The organism is Clostridium sp. CAG:221, assembly GCA_000435835.1.
Taxonomy (GTDB): domain Bacteria; phylum Bacillota; class Clostridia; order Clostridiales; family Clostridiaceae; genus Clostridium.
In genome coordinates this window covers 35,485-50,704 of record FR883382.1, presented here as the reverse complement: position 1 = coordinate 50,704, position 15,220 = coordinate 35,485, and the positions used below count along the sequence as shown (strand labels likewise).

24 protein-coding genes are annotated in these 15,220 nt (G+C 30.6%); 5 read left to right on the top strand and 19 right to left on the bottom strand.

Annotated features, from left to right (window positions below):
* Nucleotides 1-474: YitT family protein (locus tag Q5O44_RS04125; protein ID WP_302637368.1), on the bottom strand; the 474-nt coding region annotated here is incomplete at its 3' end.
* Between the two features lie 220 nt (nt 475-694).
* Here Q5O44_RS04125 and Q5O44_RS04120 point away from each other — a divergent pair.
* Entirely contained in the window at nt 695-991 is a 297-nt protein-coding gene (locus Q5O44_RS04120) for a hypothetical protein (protein WP_022167126.1), read from the top strand.
* 125 nt (nt 992-1,116) lie between these two features.
* Here Q5O44_RS04120 and Q5O44_RS04115 read toward each other — a convergent pair whose 3' ends face one another.
* The 15 genes from Q5O44_RS04115 to Q5O44_RS04045 are packed head-to-tail and all read right to left on the bottom strand — an operon-like array spanning nt 1,117 to nt 9,858.
* Nucleotides 1,117-1,563: a 4Fe-4S binding protein gene (locus Q5O44_RS04115; protein WP_022167125.1), complete on the bottom strand. Its 447-nt coding sequence runs from the start codon at nt 1,561-1,563 to the stop codon at nt 1,117-1,119.
* Entirely contained in the window at nt 1,556-1,999 is a 444-nt protein-coding gene (locus tag Q5O44_RS04110) for an NADH-quinone oxidoreductase subunit B family protein (RefSeq protein ID WP_022167124.1), read from the bottom strand. The genes Q5O44_RS04115 and Q5O44_RS04110 overlap by 8 nt, the downstream gene beginning before the upstream one ends.
* Before the next feature lie 12 nt (nt 2,000-2,011).
* The gene (locus tag Q5O44_RS04105; protein WP_022167123.1) at nt 2,012-2,989 is read right to left on the bottom strand and encodes a respiratory chain complex I subunit 1 family protein; all 978 of its coding nucleotides are present in this window, start codon (nt 2,987-2,989) and stop codon (nt 2,012-2,014) included.
* A gap of 11 nt (nt 2,990-3,000) precedes the next feature.
* Nucleotides 3,001-4,926, bottom strand: a complete 1,926-nt coding sequence (locus tag Q5O44_RS04100; RefSeq protein ID WP_022167122.1) for a proton-conducting transporter membrane subunit — start codon at nt 4,924-4,926, stop codon at nt 3,001-3,003.
* The gene (locus Q5O44_RS04095) at nt 4,923-5,258 is read right to left on the bottom strand and encodes a sodium:proton antiporter (protein WP_022167121.1); all 336 of its coding nucleotides are present in this window, start codon (nt 5,256-5,258) and stop codon (nt 4,923-4,925) included. The genes Q5O44_RS04100 and Q5O44_RS04095 overlap by 4 nt, the downstream gene beginning before the upstream one ends.
* Nucleotides 5,259-5,260: 2 nt before the next feature.
* Entirely contained in the window at nt 5,261-5,710 is a 450-nt protein-coding gene (locus tag Q5O44_RS04090) for an MnhB domain-containing protein (protein ID WP_022167120.1), read from the bottom strand.
* Nucleotides 5,703-5,987 (bottom strand): hydrogen gas-evolving membrane-bound hydrogenase subunit E, encoded by a 285-nt coding sequence (mbhE, locus tag Q5O44_RS04085; protein WP_022167119.1) that lies wholly within the window; start codon nt 5,985-5,987, stop codon nt 5,703-5,705. Before mbhE ends, Q5O44_RS04090 begins: the two co-directional genes overlap by 8 nt.
* Complete coding sequence (locus Q5O44_RS04080) at nt 5,980-6,246, bottom strand: hydrogenase subunit MbhD domain-containing protein (RefSeq protein WP_022167118.1); 267 nt, start codon at nt 6,244-6,246, stop codon at nt 5,980-5,982. The genes mbhE and Q5O44_RS04080 overlap by 8 nt, the downstream gene beginning before the upstream one ends.
* Nucleotides 6,243-6,584 (bottom strand): monovalent cation/H(+) antiporter subunit G, encoded by a 342-nt coding sequence (gene mnhG / locus Q5O44_RS04075; protein ID WP_022167117.1) that lies wholly within the window; start codon nt 6,582-6,584, stop codon nt 6,243-6,245. Before mnhG ends, Q5O44_RS04080 begins: the two co-directional genes overlap by 4 nt.
* On the bottom strand, nt 6,584-6,847 hold the full coding sequence (locus Q5O44_RS04070; protein WP_022167116.1) for a monovalent cation/H+ antiporter complex subunit F: 264 nt from the start codon (nt 6,845-6,847) through the stop codon (nt 6,584-6,586). Before Q5O44_RS04070 ends, mnhG begins: the two co-directional genes overlap by 1 nt.
* Nucleotides 6,847-7,377 (bottom strand): Na+/H+ antiporter subunit E, encoded by a 531-nt coding sequence (locus tag Q5O44_RS04065; RefSeq protein WP_022167115.1) that lies wholly within the window; start codon nt 7,375-7,377, stop codon nt 6,847-6,849. Before Q5O44_RS04065 ends, Q5O44_RS04070 begins: the two co-directional genes overlap by 1 nt.
* A gap of 12 nt (nt 7,378-7,389) precedes the next feature.
* Nucleotides 7,390-8,040, bottom strand: a complete 651-nt coding sequence (gene hypB, locus Q5O44_RS04060) for a hydrogenase nickel incorporation protein HypB (RefSeq protein WP_022167114.1) — start codon at nt 8,038-8,040, stop codon at nt 7,390-7,392.
* Nucleotides 8,041-8,382 carry a hydrogenase maturation nickel metallochaperone HypA gene (hypA, locus tag Q5O44_RS04055; protein WP_022167113.1) on the bottom strand — a complete coding sequence of 114 codons (342 nt, stop codon included), beginning with the start codon at nt 8,380-8,382 and terminating at the stop codon, nt 8,041-8,043.
* Nucleotides 8,383-8,386: 4 nt separating this feature from the next.
* Complete coding sequence (locus Q5O44_RS04050; RefSeq protein ID WP_022167112.1) at nt 8,387-9,469, bottom strand: nickel-dependent hydrogenase large subunit; 1,083 nt, start codon at nt 9,467-9,469, stop codon at nt 8,387-8,389.
* 11 nt (nt 9,470-9,480) lie between these two features.
* Entirely contained in the window at nt 9,481-9,858 is a 378-nt protein-coding gene (locus Q5O44_RS04045; RefSeq protein WP_022167111.1) for an NADH-quinone oxidoreductase subunit C, read from the bottom strand.
* Between the two features lie 282 nt (nt 9,859-10,140).
* Between Q5O44_RS04045 and Q5O44_RS04040 the strand changes: the two genes are divergently transcribed.
* Nucleotides 10,141-10,557, top strand: coding sequence for a hypothetical protein (locus Q5O44_RS04040; protein ID WP_022167110.1), 417 nt, complete (start codon nt 10,141-10,143; stop codon nt 10,555-10,557).
* 32 nt (nt 10,558-10,589) lie between these two features.
* Here Q5O44_RS04040 and Q5O44_RS04035 read toward each other — a convergent pair whose 3' ends face one another.
* Complete coding sequence (locus Q5O44_RS04035) at nt 10,590-10,949, bottom strand: hypothetical protein (RefSeq protein WP_022167109.1); 360 nt, start codon at nt 10,947-10,949, stop codon at nt 10,590-10,592.
* A gap of 183 nt (nt 10,950-11,132) precedes the next feature.
* On the opposite strand from Q5O44_RS04035, the gene ilvB reads away from it, so the two are divergent.
* From ilvB to Q5O44_RS04020, 3 genes are all read left to right on the top strand, one after another.
* Nucleotides 11,133-12,806 (top strand): biosynthetic-type acetolactate synthase large subunit, encoded by a 1,674-nt coding sequence (ilvB, locus tag Q5O44_RS04030; protein ID WP_022167108.1) that lies wholly within the window; start codon nt 11,133-11,135, stop codon nt 12,804-12,806.
* Nucleotides 12,799-13,092 (top strand): ACT domain-containing protein, encoded by a 294-nt coding sequence (locus tag Q5O44_RS04025; RefSeq protein ID WP_022167107.1) that lies wholly within the window; start codon nt 12,799-12,801, stop codon nt 13,090-13,092. Before ilvB ends, Q5O44_RS04025 begins: the two co-directional genes overlap by 8 nt.
* A 113-nt stretch (nt 13,093-13,205) precedes the next feature.
* Nucleotides 13,206-13,415, top strand: a complete 210-nt coding sequence (locus Q5O44_RS04020) for a cold-shock protein (RefSeq protein WP_022167106.1) — start codon at nt 13,206-13,208, stop codon at nt 13,413-13,415.
* 34 nt (nt 13,416-13,449) lie between these two features.
* Here Q5O44_RS04020 and Q5O44_RS04015 read toward each other — a convergent pair whose 3' ends face one another.
* Both Q5O44_RS04015 and Q5O44_RS04010 read right to left on the bottom strand, forming a co-directional pair.
* Nucleotides 13,450-13,830 (bottom strand): hypothetical protein, encoded by a 381-nt coding sequence (locus Q5O44_RS04015; RefSeq protein WP_022167105.1) that lies wholly within the window; start codon nt 13,828-13,830, stop codon nt 13,450-13,452.
* Between the two features lie 135 nt (nt 13,831-13,965).
* Nucleotides 13,966-15,120, bottom strand: coding sequence for an NADP-dependent malic enzyme (locus tag Q5O44_RS04010; RefSeq protein ID WP_022167104.1), 1,155 nt, complete (start codon nt 15,118-15,120; stop codon nt 13,966-13,968).
* Nucleotides 15,121-15,220: the final 100 nt, after the last annotated feature.

Genomic DNA, 15,220 nt, shown 5'->3' with positions numbered 1-15,220 from the left:
AAAATTTGAAAATTTTTGTGCAAAATAAACACCTAAAATATCTATTCCTCCACCGGACCCTCCAGCCCTTAATGTTATACCAATACCTACTCCTGTAATTATTCCTCCAATAAGACATGCTGCCAAGGTATCTGTTATTATTGCACTTTCTGGTATCTTTATTAAAGTAAAGAATAATGTCTGAAATACTACACTTACTACTGTTCTAATAAAAAACTTTTTAGAAATGCTTTTATAAGCCATTAAAAGTAGAGGAATATTAAACATAAAGTTGATAATTCCTGATACATCCACACTTTTAGGAACAGCTATAAAAGTTCCAATAACAGTACGAATAATCTGTGAAATCCCTACTACTCCTCCATTATATAATCCCACTGGTACAATAAATATGTTTATTCCAAAACAAAAAATAAATGCACCAATAATCACTGTGATGATTTTAGTAATATTTTCCTTTCCCTTATTGTCCATTTCTAATATGCCCCCTTATGATTTCCTTTTGTATTTGCCAATATTCAGTTTATAATATCATAGTTAATTTTTCCACACAAAACTTAAAAATGCCTAATTTTTATTTGACTATTAGCCAATAACTTTATAAATTAATCATCTTAAATCACTTAGTTTGTTGTAAACTTTTTCCATAAAACATATAATATTATTATGATTAATTTAATAAGGAGATGAAGCTTTGAAACATAGTGGTGAAAAGAACAATTTTTTTGAGGTGTTTTTAGAAGACAGGCTAATCCCTGATCCAGATATTCTTTTAGGACGAGCATTAAAATACTTAAAGAATGCTGGAAGAAAAGTTTCACTGATTGGATTTGATGAAACTTCTGCACCTATAGTTAATATCGACGAGGAATCATACATTTTCCATAAGTACTTTGGAATATGGGAGCATGCTAGATTTACAAAAACAAACAAAAAGGCTACAAACGAAACATCTTCCGAAAGAAAGATTAAAATTGAATCATACTTATAGCTATATAATTCATAATATTTATTTATTAATTAATTAATATTACTTTCTTAAAATAATTAACATAAAAGGACAGCTAATCAATTTAGCTGCCCTTTTATGCTCTTCATTTAAAATACATCAAATCATTATACTAATTGATGTTTTTCCTTATCCTTTTCTTCCTTTTGTACTTTTGCTTTTTGCTCTGTTTTAACCTTAGCTGGCATCTTTTTAATAAAAGTACCCTGCACCTTTAAATTACCTTTATTCTTTTCTACTATTATAGGATCATCTGTTAATGTTATGGCTTTTTTGCTACAGAAATCCTGACACAAACCACAAAAGGTACAAGATGCCATATCAAAGGTCATGGTAATTTCTTGCCCACCTTCTACTGGCTTTATACTCTTAGTTATGGCATTACCTGCACATACACGTAAACATAATCCACAACCAATGCAAGCATCTTCATTAAAACTCAATCTACCTCGATAATTATCTGCTGCTTTAACTTTTTCAATGGAACCTTCTTCTGTAATAGGTTTTTTAAATATATTTTTTATTCCTTCTATAAAAAATGGTGCCTTAAACATTATTTTCTTGCCTCCTGCGATCATTTAATATTTCAACAGCTTCTAGTATTCCTTTTAAAATTGCTTCTGGTTTAGGTGAACAACCTACCACTGATACATCTACCTTTGTCCACTTTTCCAAAGGACCATCAACACAGTAACTATCCTTAAATACGTTGCCTGAAGCCGGGCATGACCCTACCGATACTATAACTCTTGGTTCTGGCACTTGAGACAACACATTTATCATTCTTTCTCTGCATTGTGTGGTAACTGGACCTGTTATAAGTACTATATCTGCATGCTTAGGTGAAGCTGCAAGCTTCACACCAAACCTTTCTGCATCATATTTAGGCCCTAGCAATGCCATTATCTCAATATCACATCCATTACATGAACCTGTATTTAAATGATATATCCACGGAGATTTTTTTCTACCTTTTTCAATTAATGACATAAGCTTTTCCTCCTATATATTAATACTCACTAAAAAATAACTTATTACTGATAATATTGTAGGTATTGTCCAATAAAATTTAAACATCTGATGAGTCTTATATCTTCCCATAGAACCTCTTACAATAGATAGACATACTATGTTTATTAAAACTGATAAGGCTATGATAATTACTGTATTAATTATTAAATTAATAGGAGTACTGCTAAATCTTACAAACATATTTCCTAAAAATAAAGCTACAAATAGCATGGCCATTACATAACTTTTAATGCCATGACTTAATTTAAACAAAGTTAAATATATTCCACTATACTCCACTAAAGGTCCTTCACATATTTCTGTTTCAGCTTCAGCTACATCAAAAGGAGCTATACCTACCTTAGCTGGTAAAATCATTAAAAATGCTATAGCTGCAGGTACTAAAGCTAAAGAAAACATAAAATTTCCTGATGCTTGCTGTGCCTTTCCTATACACTCCATGGAATAAATTGTTCCAGTACCTAATACCTTTCCTGCTTCCTTACATACATCTATAATGATTAAAATTAAAGGAAGCTCATAACCTATAATTGAAACCACTTCTCTAGATAATCCTATGGAAGCAAATGGTGATGCTGACGCCATTGCTCCAATTATCAAAGCTAGAGATGGTATGATAAGTAAATATATTAACACCACCACATCTGCTGTACTTTTTATAAAAGTATAATTCCCTACAGGAATAAATAAAGGTATAATTACTATACTTACCACTGCTATAATAGGAGCAATAATAAATAATTTTCTATTGGCATTGGAGGGGATAATTGTTTCTTTTCCTAAAAGCTTTATAAAATCATAAAAACTTTGACTTATCTTTGGACCTCTTCTCCTTTGCATCTTTGCTACAATCTTTCTATCTAATCCAGAAATAAAAAATCCCATGAAACTTGAAAAAATCAGCCCTGGAAATACAAGTATATATAAGATTATCTTTAAATATTCCATATTTCCACCTCCTATAAAAATATAAAGGAAAGTACCGTTACCACTGCCAGCATAGCTACAATCCAAAGTGAGTAAGTATTTACACTTCCATTATGTGCATTTTCAATAAATTTGAAATAACTCTTTAATTCATACTTCATTGGCCAAAATAAATCACCTGAATTCACCTTAATAGCTTCTTCACTTTCTCCTCCAATAAACACATCAAACTTTTTACTACCTCTATTTATATATGCTTCACTTAAATCTTTATCTTCATCTCTTCCGTACTTCTTATTAAATAGGATGAAAATAAATATTGCTAAAAGCACTACTATAAGCAATATCAAAAAATTTCCTGGAGAATATATTCCGCTTAGTTCCAGTTTAGTATTTATACTTTCATTGCTGCCAATATTAAGTGCTTCATTGATATATAAGTCTATATTAAGGATACTTGTTATAACTGGTTTTAATATATATTTCATCACAACTGTTGGAAATAATCCTAAAACTAAGGTACCTATAGATAAGATAGCCATGGGTATCTTCATTGATAAAGGTACATCTTCTATTTCTCCACTACCTGTATTTTCTGGACCAAAGAAAATTGAATGTCCTACCTTTATAAAAGATGCCAAGGTCATGGCTGATACCACCACAGCTGCCACAGTAACTATTTCCAAACCACCATCTGATGCACTTTCATAAATAATCCACTTGGAGGCAAAGCCATTAAAAGGAGGTATTCCGCTGATGGCTGCTGCACCAAATAAAAACATCATCATGGTAAAAGGCATCTTTTTTCCTAACCCTGATATTGAATTTAAATCAGTTGTACCAGTTTTATATAATACTGCACCAGCACATAAGAATAATAACCCCTTAAAAATAGCATGATTTATCATATGATATAACGCACCAGCCATAGCTAAATTTTGAACCTTTCCAGTACATATAATTGCTACACCAAATGCACTTACAATATATCCGATTTGTGAAACTGAATGGAAAGCCAAAAGCCTTTTAAAATCATGCTGTAATAATGCCATTGTTACACCAAGTATCATTGTAACAATACCCCAAACAATAATTAAATAACCTACGTATTTATTGTTATTAAGACCAAATATACCAAATAATATTCTTATTACTGCATATATTCCAGTCTTACTCATGACGCCTGATAATATCATGGAAATGGATGATGGTGCTGCCATATGAGCATCTGTAGGCCAAGTATGACATGGAACCATAAAAGCTTTTACAGCATATCCTACCATCATGGAGCTAAAGGCCAAGATTGTAACGGAAGACATTTTTGAAGTATTTCTTAATATATCTATTATTTCTGCTAAGTTTAAAGTTTTAGTTTCTGTATATAATAAAACTGTTCCCAGTAATATAAGTGATGATCCTAATGAACCCGTTACTATATATTTGAATGCTGCTTCAAGGGATTTATCCTTATAATTTCTAAAAGCAGTTAATGATATAGCTGCAAAAGTCATTATCTCCAGCATTACATACATATTAAATAAATCACCTGTAAAGACAAAGCCTAGCATACTCCCTGTCAAAAGTAAAAACAAAGCATAATACTTATCAAGCCCAGTATCTTTACTCATATATTTTAAAGAATAAATAGCTGAAAGAAAGCATGCTATTGAGATGATAAGTGCCATAAATATACCTAGTGCATCAACTTCTAGAGCTATACCAAAGGCCTTTCCTGCTAAAGGCTGCCAATTTCCTAGCCACACTGTTATGGTCTCATGATTAAACATTACAGGCTTTACCATCAATGCAATGGCTATTACGCTTACTGATAATGCTACTATAACAAAGGCTTTTTTTAGATTCATGTATTTGTTCTTAAATAATCCTATGACAAAAGCTATGGCTATTGGTGTAATAATTGCTATAAGGGGAAGATTATTTAAAATTCCTTCATTCATCCTTTAATCCTCCTTACTTCATCACTATCTATGCTTCCATAATGCTCATTTATCTTAATGACTAGTGATAGTGCTAATGCTGAGACACAAGCTCCTATGACTATGGATGTAAGGGTAAGAGCTTGTGGAATAGGATCAACAAATTTTGCTGCTCCATCGGTAAATATAGGTGTTGTTGCACCATTTCTATAGCCAATGGAAATAAGCAGTAAATTTATTCCTGAATCAACTATTCCCATACCAATAACTATTTTTATAAGATTTTTCTTTAAAACTATAATGGCTAGTCCTATAAATATAAGTAAAAATGCTCCTATATAATTAATGGTCATGATTATTCATCCCCTTTCGATTTCAAGCTTGATACCATTATTAAAATCAAAAAAGATACTCCTGCAAAAACTTTAAATCCCACAGCAAAATTCATTAGAAAGATACTACCAGATGAAAATAATTCTCCTGGCTCACCTAAATAAAATATATTTTTAAAAAATGTTCCTCCAAAAACAAGACCTAAAAAGGCTAATATTATAAAGCCTAAAGCACCAATATCTTCACCAACCTTAAGGACATTTACCTTTATTCTTTTACTTAAATTTTTAACACCATAAGCTACATATAAAATTGCAAAGGCTCCGGCAACTAATACTCCACCTTGAAATCCTCCGCCTGGTGATAAGTGACCATGTATAATAATATATAAACCTAAAGTTATTATTATAGGCAGCACTAAATCTGAACAACATGTGAGAATTGAATCCTTTCTCTTTCTTTTATTATTCATATTTATTATTCACCTTGCCTTTCTTGTTGCTTCTTAAAACAGCGCTAACACCACAAATGGCTGTAAATAACACTATAGATTCTCCTAAGGTATCATATCCACGAAAATCAAATACTACAGCTGTTACAGAATTAATTGCTGAAGTTTTGGAGATAGTTTCATTTAGAATTATTTGTGAAGCATCACCTAAATCTCTATTTTCTTCTATACTGAAACCTACATATATAAAAGAGGCTAATAATGCAAACAAAATAATATACGTTATTTTTTTACCCATTTTTCTCCTCCTTATTTTTATTTCTCTTAACCTTATTTAAAGTTATAATGAAAATTACTGGAGTTAATATTGCTCCTACTGCCCCTTCAGCTATGGCCACGTCTGGTGCCTTTAATAGCAGGAATTCTAATGCTAGAAATGTCCCTAAAACTGAAGTAGCTATAATGCATTGTAATACGTCATCGAGAATAAATATGGATACTGCTGAAATTATAAGTCCTATTATTATGATGGCATTGACAATATTAAATGCTGTCATTTTATATCCCTCCCATAATGATCGTACTTAACTTTATTGCTTTTTTCATCTAAATGCTTATATGCTGCCCTTGCCATTGCATGAGAAGCTACTGGATTTGTGATTAATAAAAAGAAAATTATTATAAGTGATTTAATGCCAATAGAAGTGTTATTGTTAAGAAAACCGTATATACTACAAGCTAAAGCTACAGGCATGGCCCCCATGGTAGCAATATTGGTTGAAGATTGTAATCTGCAAAGAGTGTCAGGCATTCTAAGTATTCCAACCACTCCTGCAAAGGTAAAAAATATTCCTATTATAATAAGTATCAGCATTATAATTTCCCATATACCCATTATAATTCCCCCTTTATATACTTAGATATGAGCACAGTACCAATAAACCCCAAAAGAGTTATTATAAGCCCTAAATCTAAATACATTGCTCTATTTTCTAAAACACCAAATAAAATCATTATTATACCTGCTAAAATATCAATGGCATCTGCACTTAAAACTCTATCAATAATATTAGGGCCTTTGATAACCCTATAAACTAATATTAATGAAAAAATTGCAAATATTATGGCTGTACCCTTAAATATTAAATCAATATTCATTAATCAAATATCCTCCTTATATATTTTTCAAACTTGCCCTTAATACTTTTTGCTGCCTTCTTCATATCATCTGTAGTGCTATCAAGCCAATGAATATATAAATAGTTCTTATCTTTTTCTTCATATATATCCATGGTTATGGTTCCTGGAGTCAGCGTTATGCAATTAGAAAGCATTGCTAACCCCCACTCTGATAAAAGATTTGTTTGTATTTTTACAATAGAAGGATTTACTTCTATCTTCTTAAATGATAGTGCTTTTTTGGCCACATCCCAATTAGCTTTAATAAGCTCAATAATATAAATAGGGATAAATATTAAAAGATTTACAAACCTAAGTTTTTTAAACAACCAAAATCCATCTTTCTTGATAAAAAACTGACTACAAAAAGCTCCTACTACCACAGCTACAACTACTCCTGTAATTAATTCCTCATATCCTAACTTAAAAATATTAAAATCTTGTGCCAAAAAAAGTATCCAAAAAATATATGATAATAAAAACGTTGAAAAAAAAGCTTTAAACTTCATATATGCTTTCCCCTATCCTTTATATTTTTTTATGAGCCATTCTGCAAGTGGCTGTATTTCTGATTCATCTGTAGAATCTACCTTAAATACCTCTGCTTCTTTATTTCTTTCTCCTAACTGATCTTCTACTTTGCCATCATTAAAGTTAAAATACTTTGCCATATCATATTTATTTAATACCACTGCATTGGCCTTAATAAACATAAGAGGGTATTTTACTACCTTGTCATCACCTTCTGGAATACTTAATAAAGCTATTCTTAAATTTTCACCAATATCAAATTCTGCTGGGCATACTAAATTTCCTATGTTTTCTACAAAAATCATATTAAGCTTATCTAAATCAAAATAAGGTAATATATTTTCAATGGACTTAGCTTCAATATGACAGGCACCTTCTGTATTTAACTGCACCACTGGAAAACCTTCTTTTTGAATTCTTTCAGCATCAATGGTACCTTCAATATCGCCTTCTATTACACCTGAACTAATTCCTTTATCTCTTAAATATTTAATTAAGTTAACAATAAATGTTGTTTTACCTGCTCCTGGAGATCCCATTACATTAACCATATAAATATTTTTCTCTTGAAGAATACTTCTAACTTTACTGCTTACATCCTCATTCCACTCTAATATCTGTCTCATAACCTTAATTTGCATTTATTCCACCTCCATAGTATCAATATAAAATTCTCTACCTTTTACTATTTTATAATCAGATTTACCACAACTTGGACAAACATATTGCTTATTTATAAACTTTCCTTCAAATCCACAATTATGGCACTTAATCATTACCTTTTCATAAGCAATTGATATTTCTGCATCTTCAGCTAAAGTTCCTTTAGCAGCAATATTAAAATAATATGATATACAATTTGGCATAAGACCTGTAAGCTCTCCTACTACTATATTTATCTTCTTTATTTTTTCTATATTGTGTTTTTTTCCTTCATCTAAACATATTTTTAAAATTCCTTCAGTTACTGACAATTCATGCATAATATCACCTATCTAAACATGAGAAACATGGATCTATACTAGCTACAATAAGACCTGCATCAGCAATGGTGTTATCTTTAAGCATCACAGGCACTGTGGCTGCATTTTTAAAGGTTGGTACATGAATATTAACTCGACTATTAGTCTGTCCACCATTAGAAACTACAAAATACGATACTTCTCCCCTTGGTGCTTCTGTTACTGCTAATGATTCTCCCTTAGGCACTCTAGGAATTTTATTTCCTAAGTTTATAGGTCCATCTGGCATATTTTTTACTGCCTGCTTGATTATTTTAAAGCTTTCTTCAATTTCCACAAGCCTTACTACAGCTCTTGAAAATACATCTCCATCTTCTGCTAATGCTACCTTAAAATCAAAATCTTCATAGCTGTTATAAGGCATAGTTTTTCTTACATCAAAATTTACATTAGATGCTCTACCATGTGGTCCACAAGCTCCATAAATTAAAGCATCTTCATGAGTCAGTATACCAACTCCTTTTGTCCTTGCAGCTATGCTGCTATCACTGTCATATATATCATATATACCTTTAAACTCTTCCTCTGTTTCCTTAATGACTTTTAATAATTCATTAAATTGTTCCTTACTTATATCTCTTCTAGCCCCTCCTATTATATTCATAGCATAATTAACTCTATTACCTGTAATTATTTCTAACATTTCCATTATTCTTTCTCTAGTTGCAAAACACTTCATAAATAAGGAATCAAAAGCTATTAGATGTGCTGCAAGTCCAAGCCATAAAAAATGAGAATGAAGCCTTTCTAATTCACTGATTATAATCCTTATATACTGTCCCCTCTTAGGCACTTCCATACCTGCTATATCTTCTATTGCCAAGCAATATGTCATGGCATGTGAATGGGAGCAAATTCCACATACTCTTTCCACTAATGTTATTGTCTGAATATAATTCCTTACCTCTGTTAGTTTTTCAATTCCTCTATGATTATAGCCAATAAAGACTTCTGATTTCTTTATAAGTTCCCCTTCTGTATAGAGCTTTACATGGACCGGTTCTTCAAGAGATGGATGATATGGTCCTAATGGCAAAACATAACTCAAATCAATACCCCCTAACTATCCTTTAATTTTTTAAGTTCATTTAAAGGTAATACTAATATTTTTCCTTCTCCACTTTTAAATTCATCTGGTAAAAATAATCTTCCGCTTCTTTTAAGCCCAATAAACTTTACTGGCATCACTTCTCCTATTTCTTCTTCAAACCAAGCTGCACCTATATATATACTTGTAGCTGTAGGTATTTCACTTTGATCTTCTAGCTTAAGGATTTCTCTAATCTCATCATGCTCAATTGTATAAACTACTATCATCTGTCCATCTTCATTTACATATCCATTGATACATACAAGCCTTCCACCATTTTTTACATTTGTTTCCAATTCATTTATCAACTTATCCTTTTCTATTGATCGTTTAATTATTTTTCCCATAAGACCTCCCTAAAGATTTTACTTTGGAAATATTTGTAATCATATTATAATTATACTTTATTTCTCCCCATATTTATCAATAAATTCTTATACATTCATAAGTTTATTTATGAAGTTTTCTTTCATTTTTATTTAACAAAATACCTTTATATGATATAATCAACTTAAATAATTTAAATTTGTAAAGCTTATACATGATTAACTCAACATAATACTCAACCTTGAGTCAGGGTTATTTCATTAAATAAATGTATTATATTTATAGTAAAAGGAGTTTTTTGAATGGGTTTCAAAGATAAAATGACTAAATACTACTCAGATGCTTATATGGAAAAATACGGAGACAGAATGACAAGTGTAGCTGGAACTATTTTATCAGTTAAAACTGAAGTTAAAAGCATTCTAGGAATCTTTAATAAATTACATGTATTTTTAGTTGTTAAACCTGAAGTTGGTAAACAAGTTGTAAAATGTGAATATAAAAAGAATAGATGGTTTAAAAAACCTCAATTTATTGATGTAAATCAAGGTCATAAAGTTATTATAATGGGATTAAAGGGAGTTAAAGGAAAAGCTAACTCTGAAAATGTTCTTATTTCTAACATTGCAAACTTAACAACAAGAAAAGACCTTCATCCTTTTGATCATAGCCAAATAAAGAAAGCTAGACAACAATCTACTAAGATGATGAGAAGATAAAAAATAGCACTACAATGTAGTGCTTTTTTTATCTAATGTAATGGACAACCGCTGAAGCCTTGTCCTCTATTTCTCTTATTGATATAATTAACAGCTCTCATTTTAAATCTTTCACTTTCACCTAATTTATAAAAATTCTTTAAATCCATTGTTAGAAATAACGTATCTAAAGCTAAATAATTTAAATCTCTTAAATTATTTATATCTTTTTCTTCTACCTCTATCTTATCACATCTTAGCTTTAAGTCTTCAAATAAATTGCTATAGTTTTCAAGATTATTCATAATTATATTATCATGATTTGAAATATCACTTTCCATAACCATTTGTATATATTTTACGTATTCCTTATTTAACTCATTATATTCTTCGTATGTTTTTACTAATTCCATTTCCTATCCCTCTTTTTAATGTATTTTATCTCTATTATACACATAAAAAATCATTATTAAAATTAATTTTATCTGCATATATTTATATAAACTTTTATAACTAAATAAAAGCATACTACTTTTACCTAAAATTATCCTTCCTCTTCTTTATGAATGAGGAATTTTTTTAAAAGGAGTTTTTTTATGAAATATAACGGAGCAGAAATATTAGTAAAACTTTTAGAAAAACAAGGGGTAGAATATATAGCTGGAATTCCTGGCGGTTTTAATCTACCTATATATGATGCACTATATAATAGCAATATTAAACATATATTACCTAGACATGAACAAGGAGCTGGCTTCATTGCTCAAGGTATCTCCAGATCTTCTAATAAAGTTGGAGTATGTCTTGCAACTTCTGGTCCTGGAGCCACCAACCTTCTTACTGCAATAGCTGATGCCAAGCTTGATTCAATCCCTTTAGTTGCCATCACTGGACAAGTTCCCTATTCAGCCATTGGCACTGATGCATTCCAGGAAGTTGATGCTTATGGATTAACTATACCTATTACAAAACATAATTTTATCATAAGAAAAATTGAAGATATATTTTATATTGTACCAGAAGCTTTTAAAATTGCTACAGACGGTCGCCCTGGTCCTGTCTTAATAGATTTCCCGAAGAATATTCAAAGCGAGGTAATTGAACTTAAAGAATTTCCTTCCATAGAAGAAAAGGAAGAGGATATAGATATACCTAATTCCCCTGACTTATCTTATATTGGAGCACAAATTAATAAATCTAAAAGGCCAATTATATATGCAGGTGGTGGAATCATAAGTTCTAATTCTTCAAAATATCTTTATGCCTTAGCTAAGAAAAATAATATTCCTGTGGCATTAACACTTATGGGACTTGGAGCATTTCCTGCTGATGATGAACTATATTTAGGAATGCTAGGTATGCACGGCTCACCTTTTACTAACCTTTTAATAAATGAAGCAGATCTAATACTAGCTTTTGGTGTAAGATTTGATGATAGGGCCACTGGAGACATAAAAAAATTCTGTCCTAAAGCATCAATTATTCATGTAGATATTGATGAATCTGAAATAAATAAAGTTAAAAATAGTAGCATATCTATGAATTGCCCCATTGATTCATTTTTAAAATCAATTATTGGCTATATAGATGAAAATCCTAGAACTAATTGGATACAACGTATAAATTGCTTTAAAAATAAATATCCTTTGCCTTCATATGATGATCCTATGCATCCTGCTAATATCATCTCTTTTGTAGCTGAGAAAATACCTGATGATTCTATTATAGTGACAGATGTAGGGCAGCATCAAATGTGGACTGCTCAAAGATATCCATTTAAACATCCAAAAACACTTTTAACTTCTGGAGGATTAGGTACCATGGGATTTGCCCTACCAACGGCCATAGGAGCATCTATCTATAATCCCAATAAACTCATTGTTTCCTTCACTGGAGATGGTTCCATACTGATGAATATTCAGGAATTGGCTACTTTGGCAGAAATAAAATCTAATATAAAAATACTAATAATTAATAATCATCATCTTGGACTGGTACGTCAGCAGCAAAACTTATTTTATCATAACCACTATATTGCTTCTAAATTTATCTTCAATCCTGAATTTAAAACTATTGCTGAAGGATTTGGCATTAAAGGATACGATTTAAGTTGCGAAAGTGACCCATTAGGAAAATTGGCAGAACTACTTGTTGAAGTTGGACCTGCTGTCATTAATATTCCAATTAATGAAGATGAAAATATTTATCCTATGGTTGCACCTGGTGCTGCCAATACTGAAATGATAGGAGGTCTACAGCAAAATGATTAATACTGATTTTTACCTTATTGAGCTTCATGTTAGAAATCATCCTGGAGTAATGAGCCATATTACAAATCTTTTTGCCAGAAGAGGATTTAATCTTGAAGGAATATTATGTGGAGAAGTAGGTGATGGAAAAACTAGCAAGATGTATCTCCTTGTAAAAAATGATTTATATCTAGATCAAGTAATAAAACAACTTGGAAAATTATATGACGTATTAAATGTATCGCTACATCAAGATTATAATCATTCAGTTTTTAAATCTTTATCAATTCTTTTAAATTTAAAATAAATTCAGTTTAAAAAATACTTTTTTGCATACACTAGTAATACAACTTCTAATAAAATAGATTTTGTAATTTGACTTTTCAGCTTTTGCTGAACTGATATAAGGAGTAATAAATAATGTCAAGTACAACAGGAACAATTAAGTGGTTTAATGCAGAGAAAGGATATGGCTTTATTTCATGTGATAGTGGCAATGATGTTTTTGTACATCATTCTCAAATTAAAGAAAAAGGCCCAAATAAAGATTTACATGAAGGTGAAAATGTATCTTTTGATATAGAAGAAGGAGTTAAAGGTCCTATGGCCATCAATGTTCAAAAAATATAAAAAAATCCTTAAGAGAGTTTATCTCTTAAGGATTTTATTCTTCCGGCATCTTTATAAGCATATATTTTCTTATGAAAAACAAAATTGCCATACCTATAATAGCTACAAGATTTTCAATTGTTGTAGTTTTTTCAACTATCAACTCTCGTGCAATAGCAAAGATTAGTACTTCTATCAATGAATTAAAAGTATGTTTTGAAAGCATTCTTAAAAACTCAAGGCAAATGACTATGTTAAAGATATATGCTAAAAAAATTCTTAATGCTTCTCTATTTCCTCTGTTTTCATATAGTATATACATTTGTTCTGGAATTGAAGTAAATGAAATAATGATTGCAATAATAACAATTATTGAAACCAATATTTCTAATATATGTGTTATAGTAAATATTTTTTCTCGAATTTTATTCTGCAAATTATCACCTAAAAATAATATTCTTATTATAAAGTATATTTTATATTTGCTTAGATAATTCCACTATTCCTTATAGTTCTAATAAGATTAACTATTGTACATACTAAAAAAACATAATTTCTATTTTAATTTCAACTATTTATCTGCTGCTTTTGCAACTGCTGCTGAAACAGCCTTTACTACTCTTTTATCAAAAGCATTAGGAATAATATATTCTTCGCTTAATTCCTCATCAGTTACAATTGAAGCTATAGCCTTTGCTGCTGCTATCTTCATCTCTTCAGTAATATCTTTAGCTCTCACATCTAAAGCACCTCTAAATATTCCTGGAAAAACAAGTACATTATTAATTTGATTTGGAAAATCTGACCTACCAGTTGCCACAACTCTAGCATTACCTTTTTTAGCTTCATCTGGCATAATTTCTGGCACTGGATTTGCCATTGCAAAGACAATAGCATCCTTAGCCATAGTGCTAACCATTTCTGCTGAAACAATATTAGGTGCTGATACTCCTATAAATATATCTTTTCCTTTAATAATTTCTTGTAAAGTTCCTCTTTCATCATATTTATTTGTCTTCTCTGCCATAATAGCTTGTTCTGAATTCATCCATTGCTCTCCTACAGCAAGAGCTCCTTTCCTATCTACTAAAACCACATTACCAATGCCTAATTCCAATAAAAGCTTACATATTGATATACCAGCTGAACCTGCTCCATTTATTACAACATTAGCTTCATCTATTGATTTATTAACTAACTTCAAGGCATTAATTATTCCTGCTGAAACCACAATGGCAGTTCCATGCTGATCGTCATGGAATACTGGTATATCCAGCTCTTCCTTTAACCTTCTTTCAATCTCAAAACATCTTGGCGCAGAAATATCTTCTAAATTAATTCCTCCAAAAGTTGGTGATAAATATTTTACTGTATTAACTATTTCATTAACATCCTTTGTAGCTAAACATATTGGAAAAGCATCAATATCAGCAAACTCCTTAAATAATATAGCCTTTCCTTCCATAACTGGCATGGCAGCTTCCGGTCCAATATCTCCTAGTCCTAATACTGCAGTACCATCAGATACTACTGCAACAAGATTTCCCTTTGCTGTATACCTATAAACATCTTCTTTGTTTTCACTAATCCTCCTACAAGGCTCTGCTACACCTGGAGTGTAAGCTGTACTTAAATCCTCCCTATTCTCAACCTTCACTTTTGAAACAACTTCAATTTTCCCTTTATTTTTTTCATGCATTTGTAAACTCAATTTGTTATAATCCATTTTTCTCCCCCACTTTTATACTTTTTTTATTATTTTTTATAATTTTACTAATAATAATTATATCATATTAACAATTTTAATATATATTAATAACATATAT

Bases quoted from the DNA above. Each gene is read 5' to 3' on its own strand.
- Q5O44_RS04010 (WP_022167104.1), bottom strand. From the start codon at position 15,120: ATGGATTATAACAAATTGAGTTTACAAATGCATGAAAAAAATAAAGGG.
- Q5O44_RS04025 (WP_022167107.1), top strand. From the start codon at position 12,799: ATGATTAATACTGATTTTTACCTTATTGAGCTTCATGTTAGAAATCAT.
- Q5O44_RS04040 (WP_022167110.1), top strand. From the start codon at position 10,141: ATGGGTTTCAAAGATAAAATGACTAAATACTACTCAGATGCTTATATG.
- Q5O44_RS04070 (WP_022167116.1), bottom strand. From the start codon at position 6,847: ATGAATATTGATTTAATATTTAAGGGTACAGCCATAATATTTGCAATT.
- Q5O44_RS04090 (WP_022167120.1), bottom strand. From the start codon at position 5,710: ATGAATAATAAAAGAAAGAGAAAGGATTCAATTCTCACATGTTGTTCA.
- Q5O44_RS04110 (WP_022167124.1), bottom strand. From the start codon at position 1,999: ATGTCATTAATTGAAAAAGGTAGAAAAAAATCTCCGTGGATATATCAT.
- hypA (WP_022167113.1), bottom strand. From the start codon at position 8,382: ATGCATGAATTGTCAGTAACTGAAGGAATTTTAAAAATATGTTTAGAT.
- hypB (WP_022167114.1), bottom strand. From the start codon at position 8,040: ATGCAAATTAAGGTTATGAGACAGATATTAGAGTGGAATGAGGATGTA.
- mbhE (WP_022167119.1), bottom strand. From the start codon at position 5,987: ATGGGTAAAAAAATAACGTATATTATTTTGTTTGCATTATTAGCCTCT.
- Q5O44_RS04045 (WP_022167111.1), bottom strand. From the start codon at position 9,858: ATGGGAAAAATAATTAAACGATCAATAGAAAAGGATAAGTTGATAAAT.
- Q5O44_RS04065 (WP_022167115.1), bottom strand. From the start codon at position 7,377: ATGAAGTTTAAAGCTTTTTTTTCAACGTTTTTATTATCATATATTTTT.
- Q5O44_RS04115 (WP_022167125.1), bottom strand. From the start codon at position 1,563: ATGTTTAAGGCACCATTTTTTATAGAAGGAATAAAAAATATATTTAAA.
- mnhG (WP_022167117.1), bottom strand. From the start codon at position 6,584: ATGGGTATATGGGAAATTATAATGCTGATACTTATTATAATAGGAATA.
- Q5O44_RS04035 (WP_022167109.1), bottom strand. From the start codon at position 10,949: ATGGAATTAGTAAAAACATACGAAGAATATAATGAGTTAAATAAGGAA.
- Q5O44_RS04105 (WP_022167123.1), bottom strand. From the start codon at position 2,989: ATGGAATATTTAAAGATAATCTTATATATACTTGTATTTCCAGGGCTG.
- ilvB (WP_022167108.1), top strand. From the start codon at position 11,133: ATGAAATATAACGGAGCAGAAATATTAGTAAAACTTTTAGAAAAACAA.
- Q5O44_RS04080 (WP_022167118.1), bottom strand. From the start codon at position 6,246: ATGACAGCATTTAATATTGTCAATGCCATCATAATAATAGGACTTATA.
- Q5O44_RS04020 (WP_022167106.1), top strand. From the start codon at position 13,206: ATGTCAAGTACAACAGGAACAATTAAGTGGTTTAATGCAGAGAAAGGA.
- Q5O44_RS04100 (WP_022167122.1), bottom strand. From the start codon at position 4,926: ATGAATGAAGGAATTTTAAATAATCTTCCCCTTATAGCAATTATTACA.
- Q5O44_RS04095 (WP_022167121.1), bottom strand. From the start codon at position 5,258: ATGACCATTAATTATATAGGAGCATTTTTACTTATATTTATAGGACTA.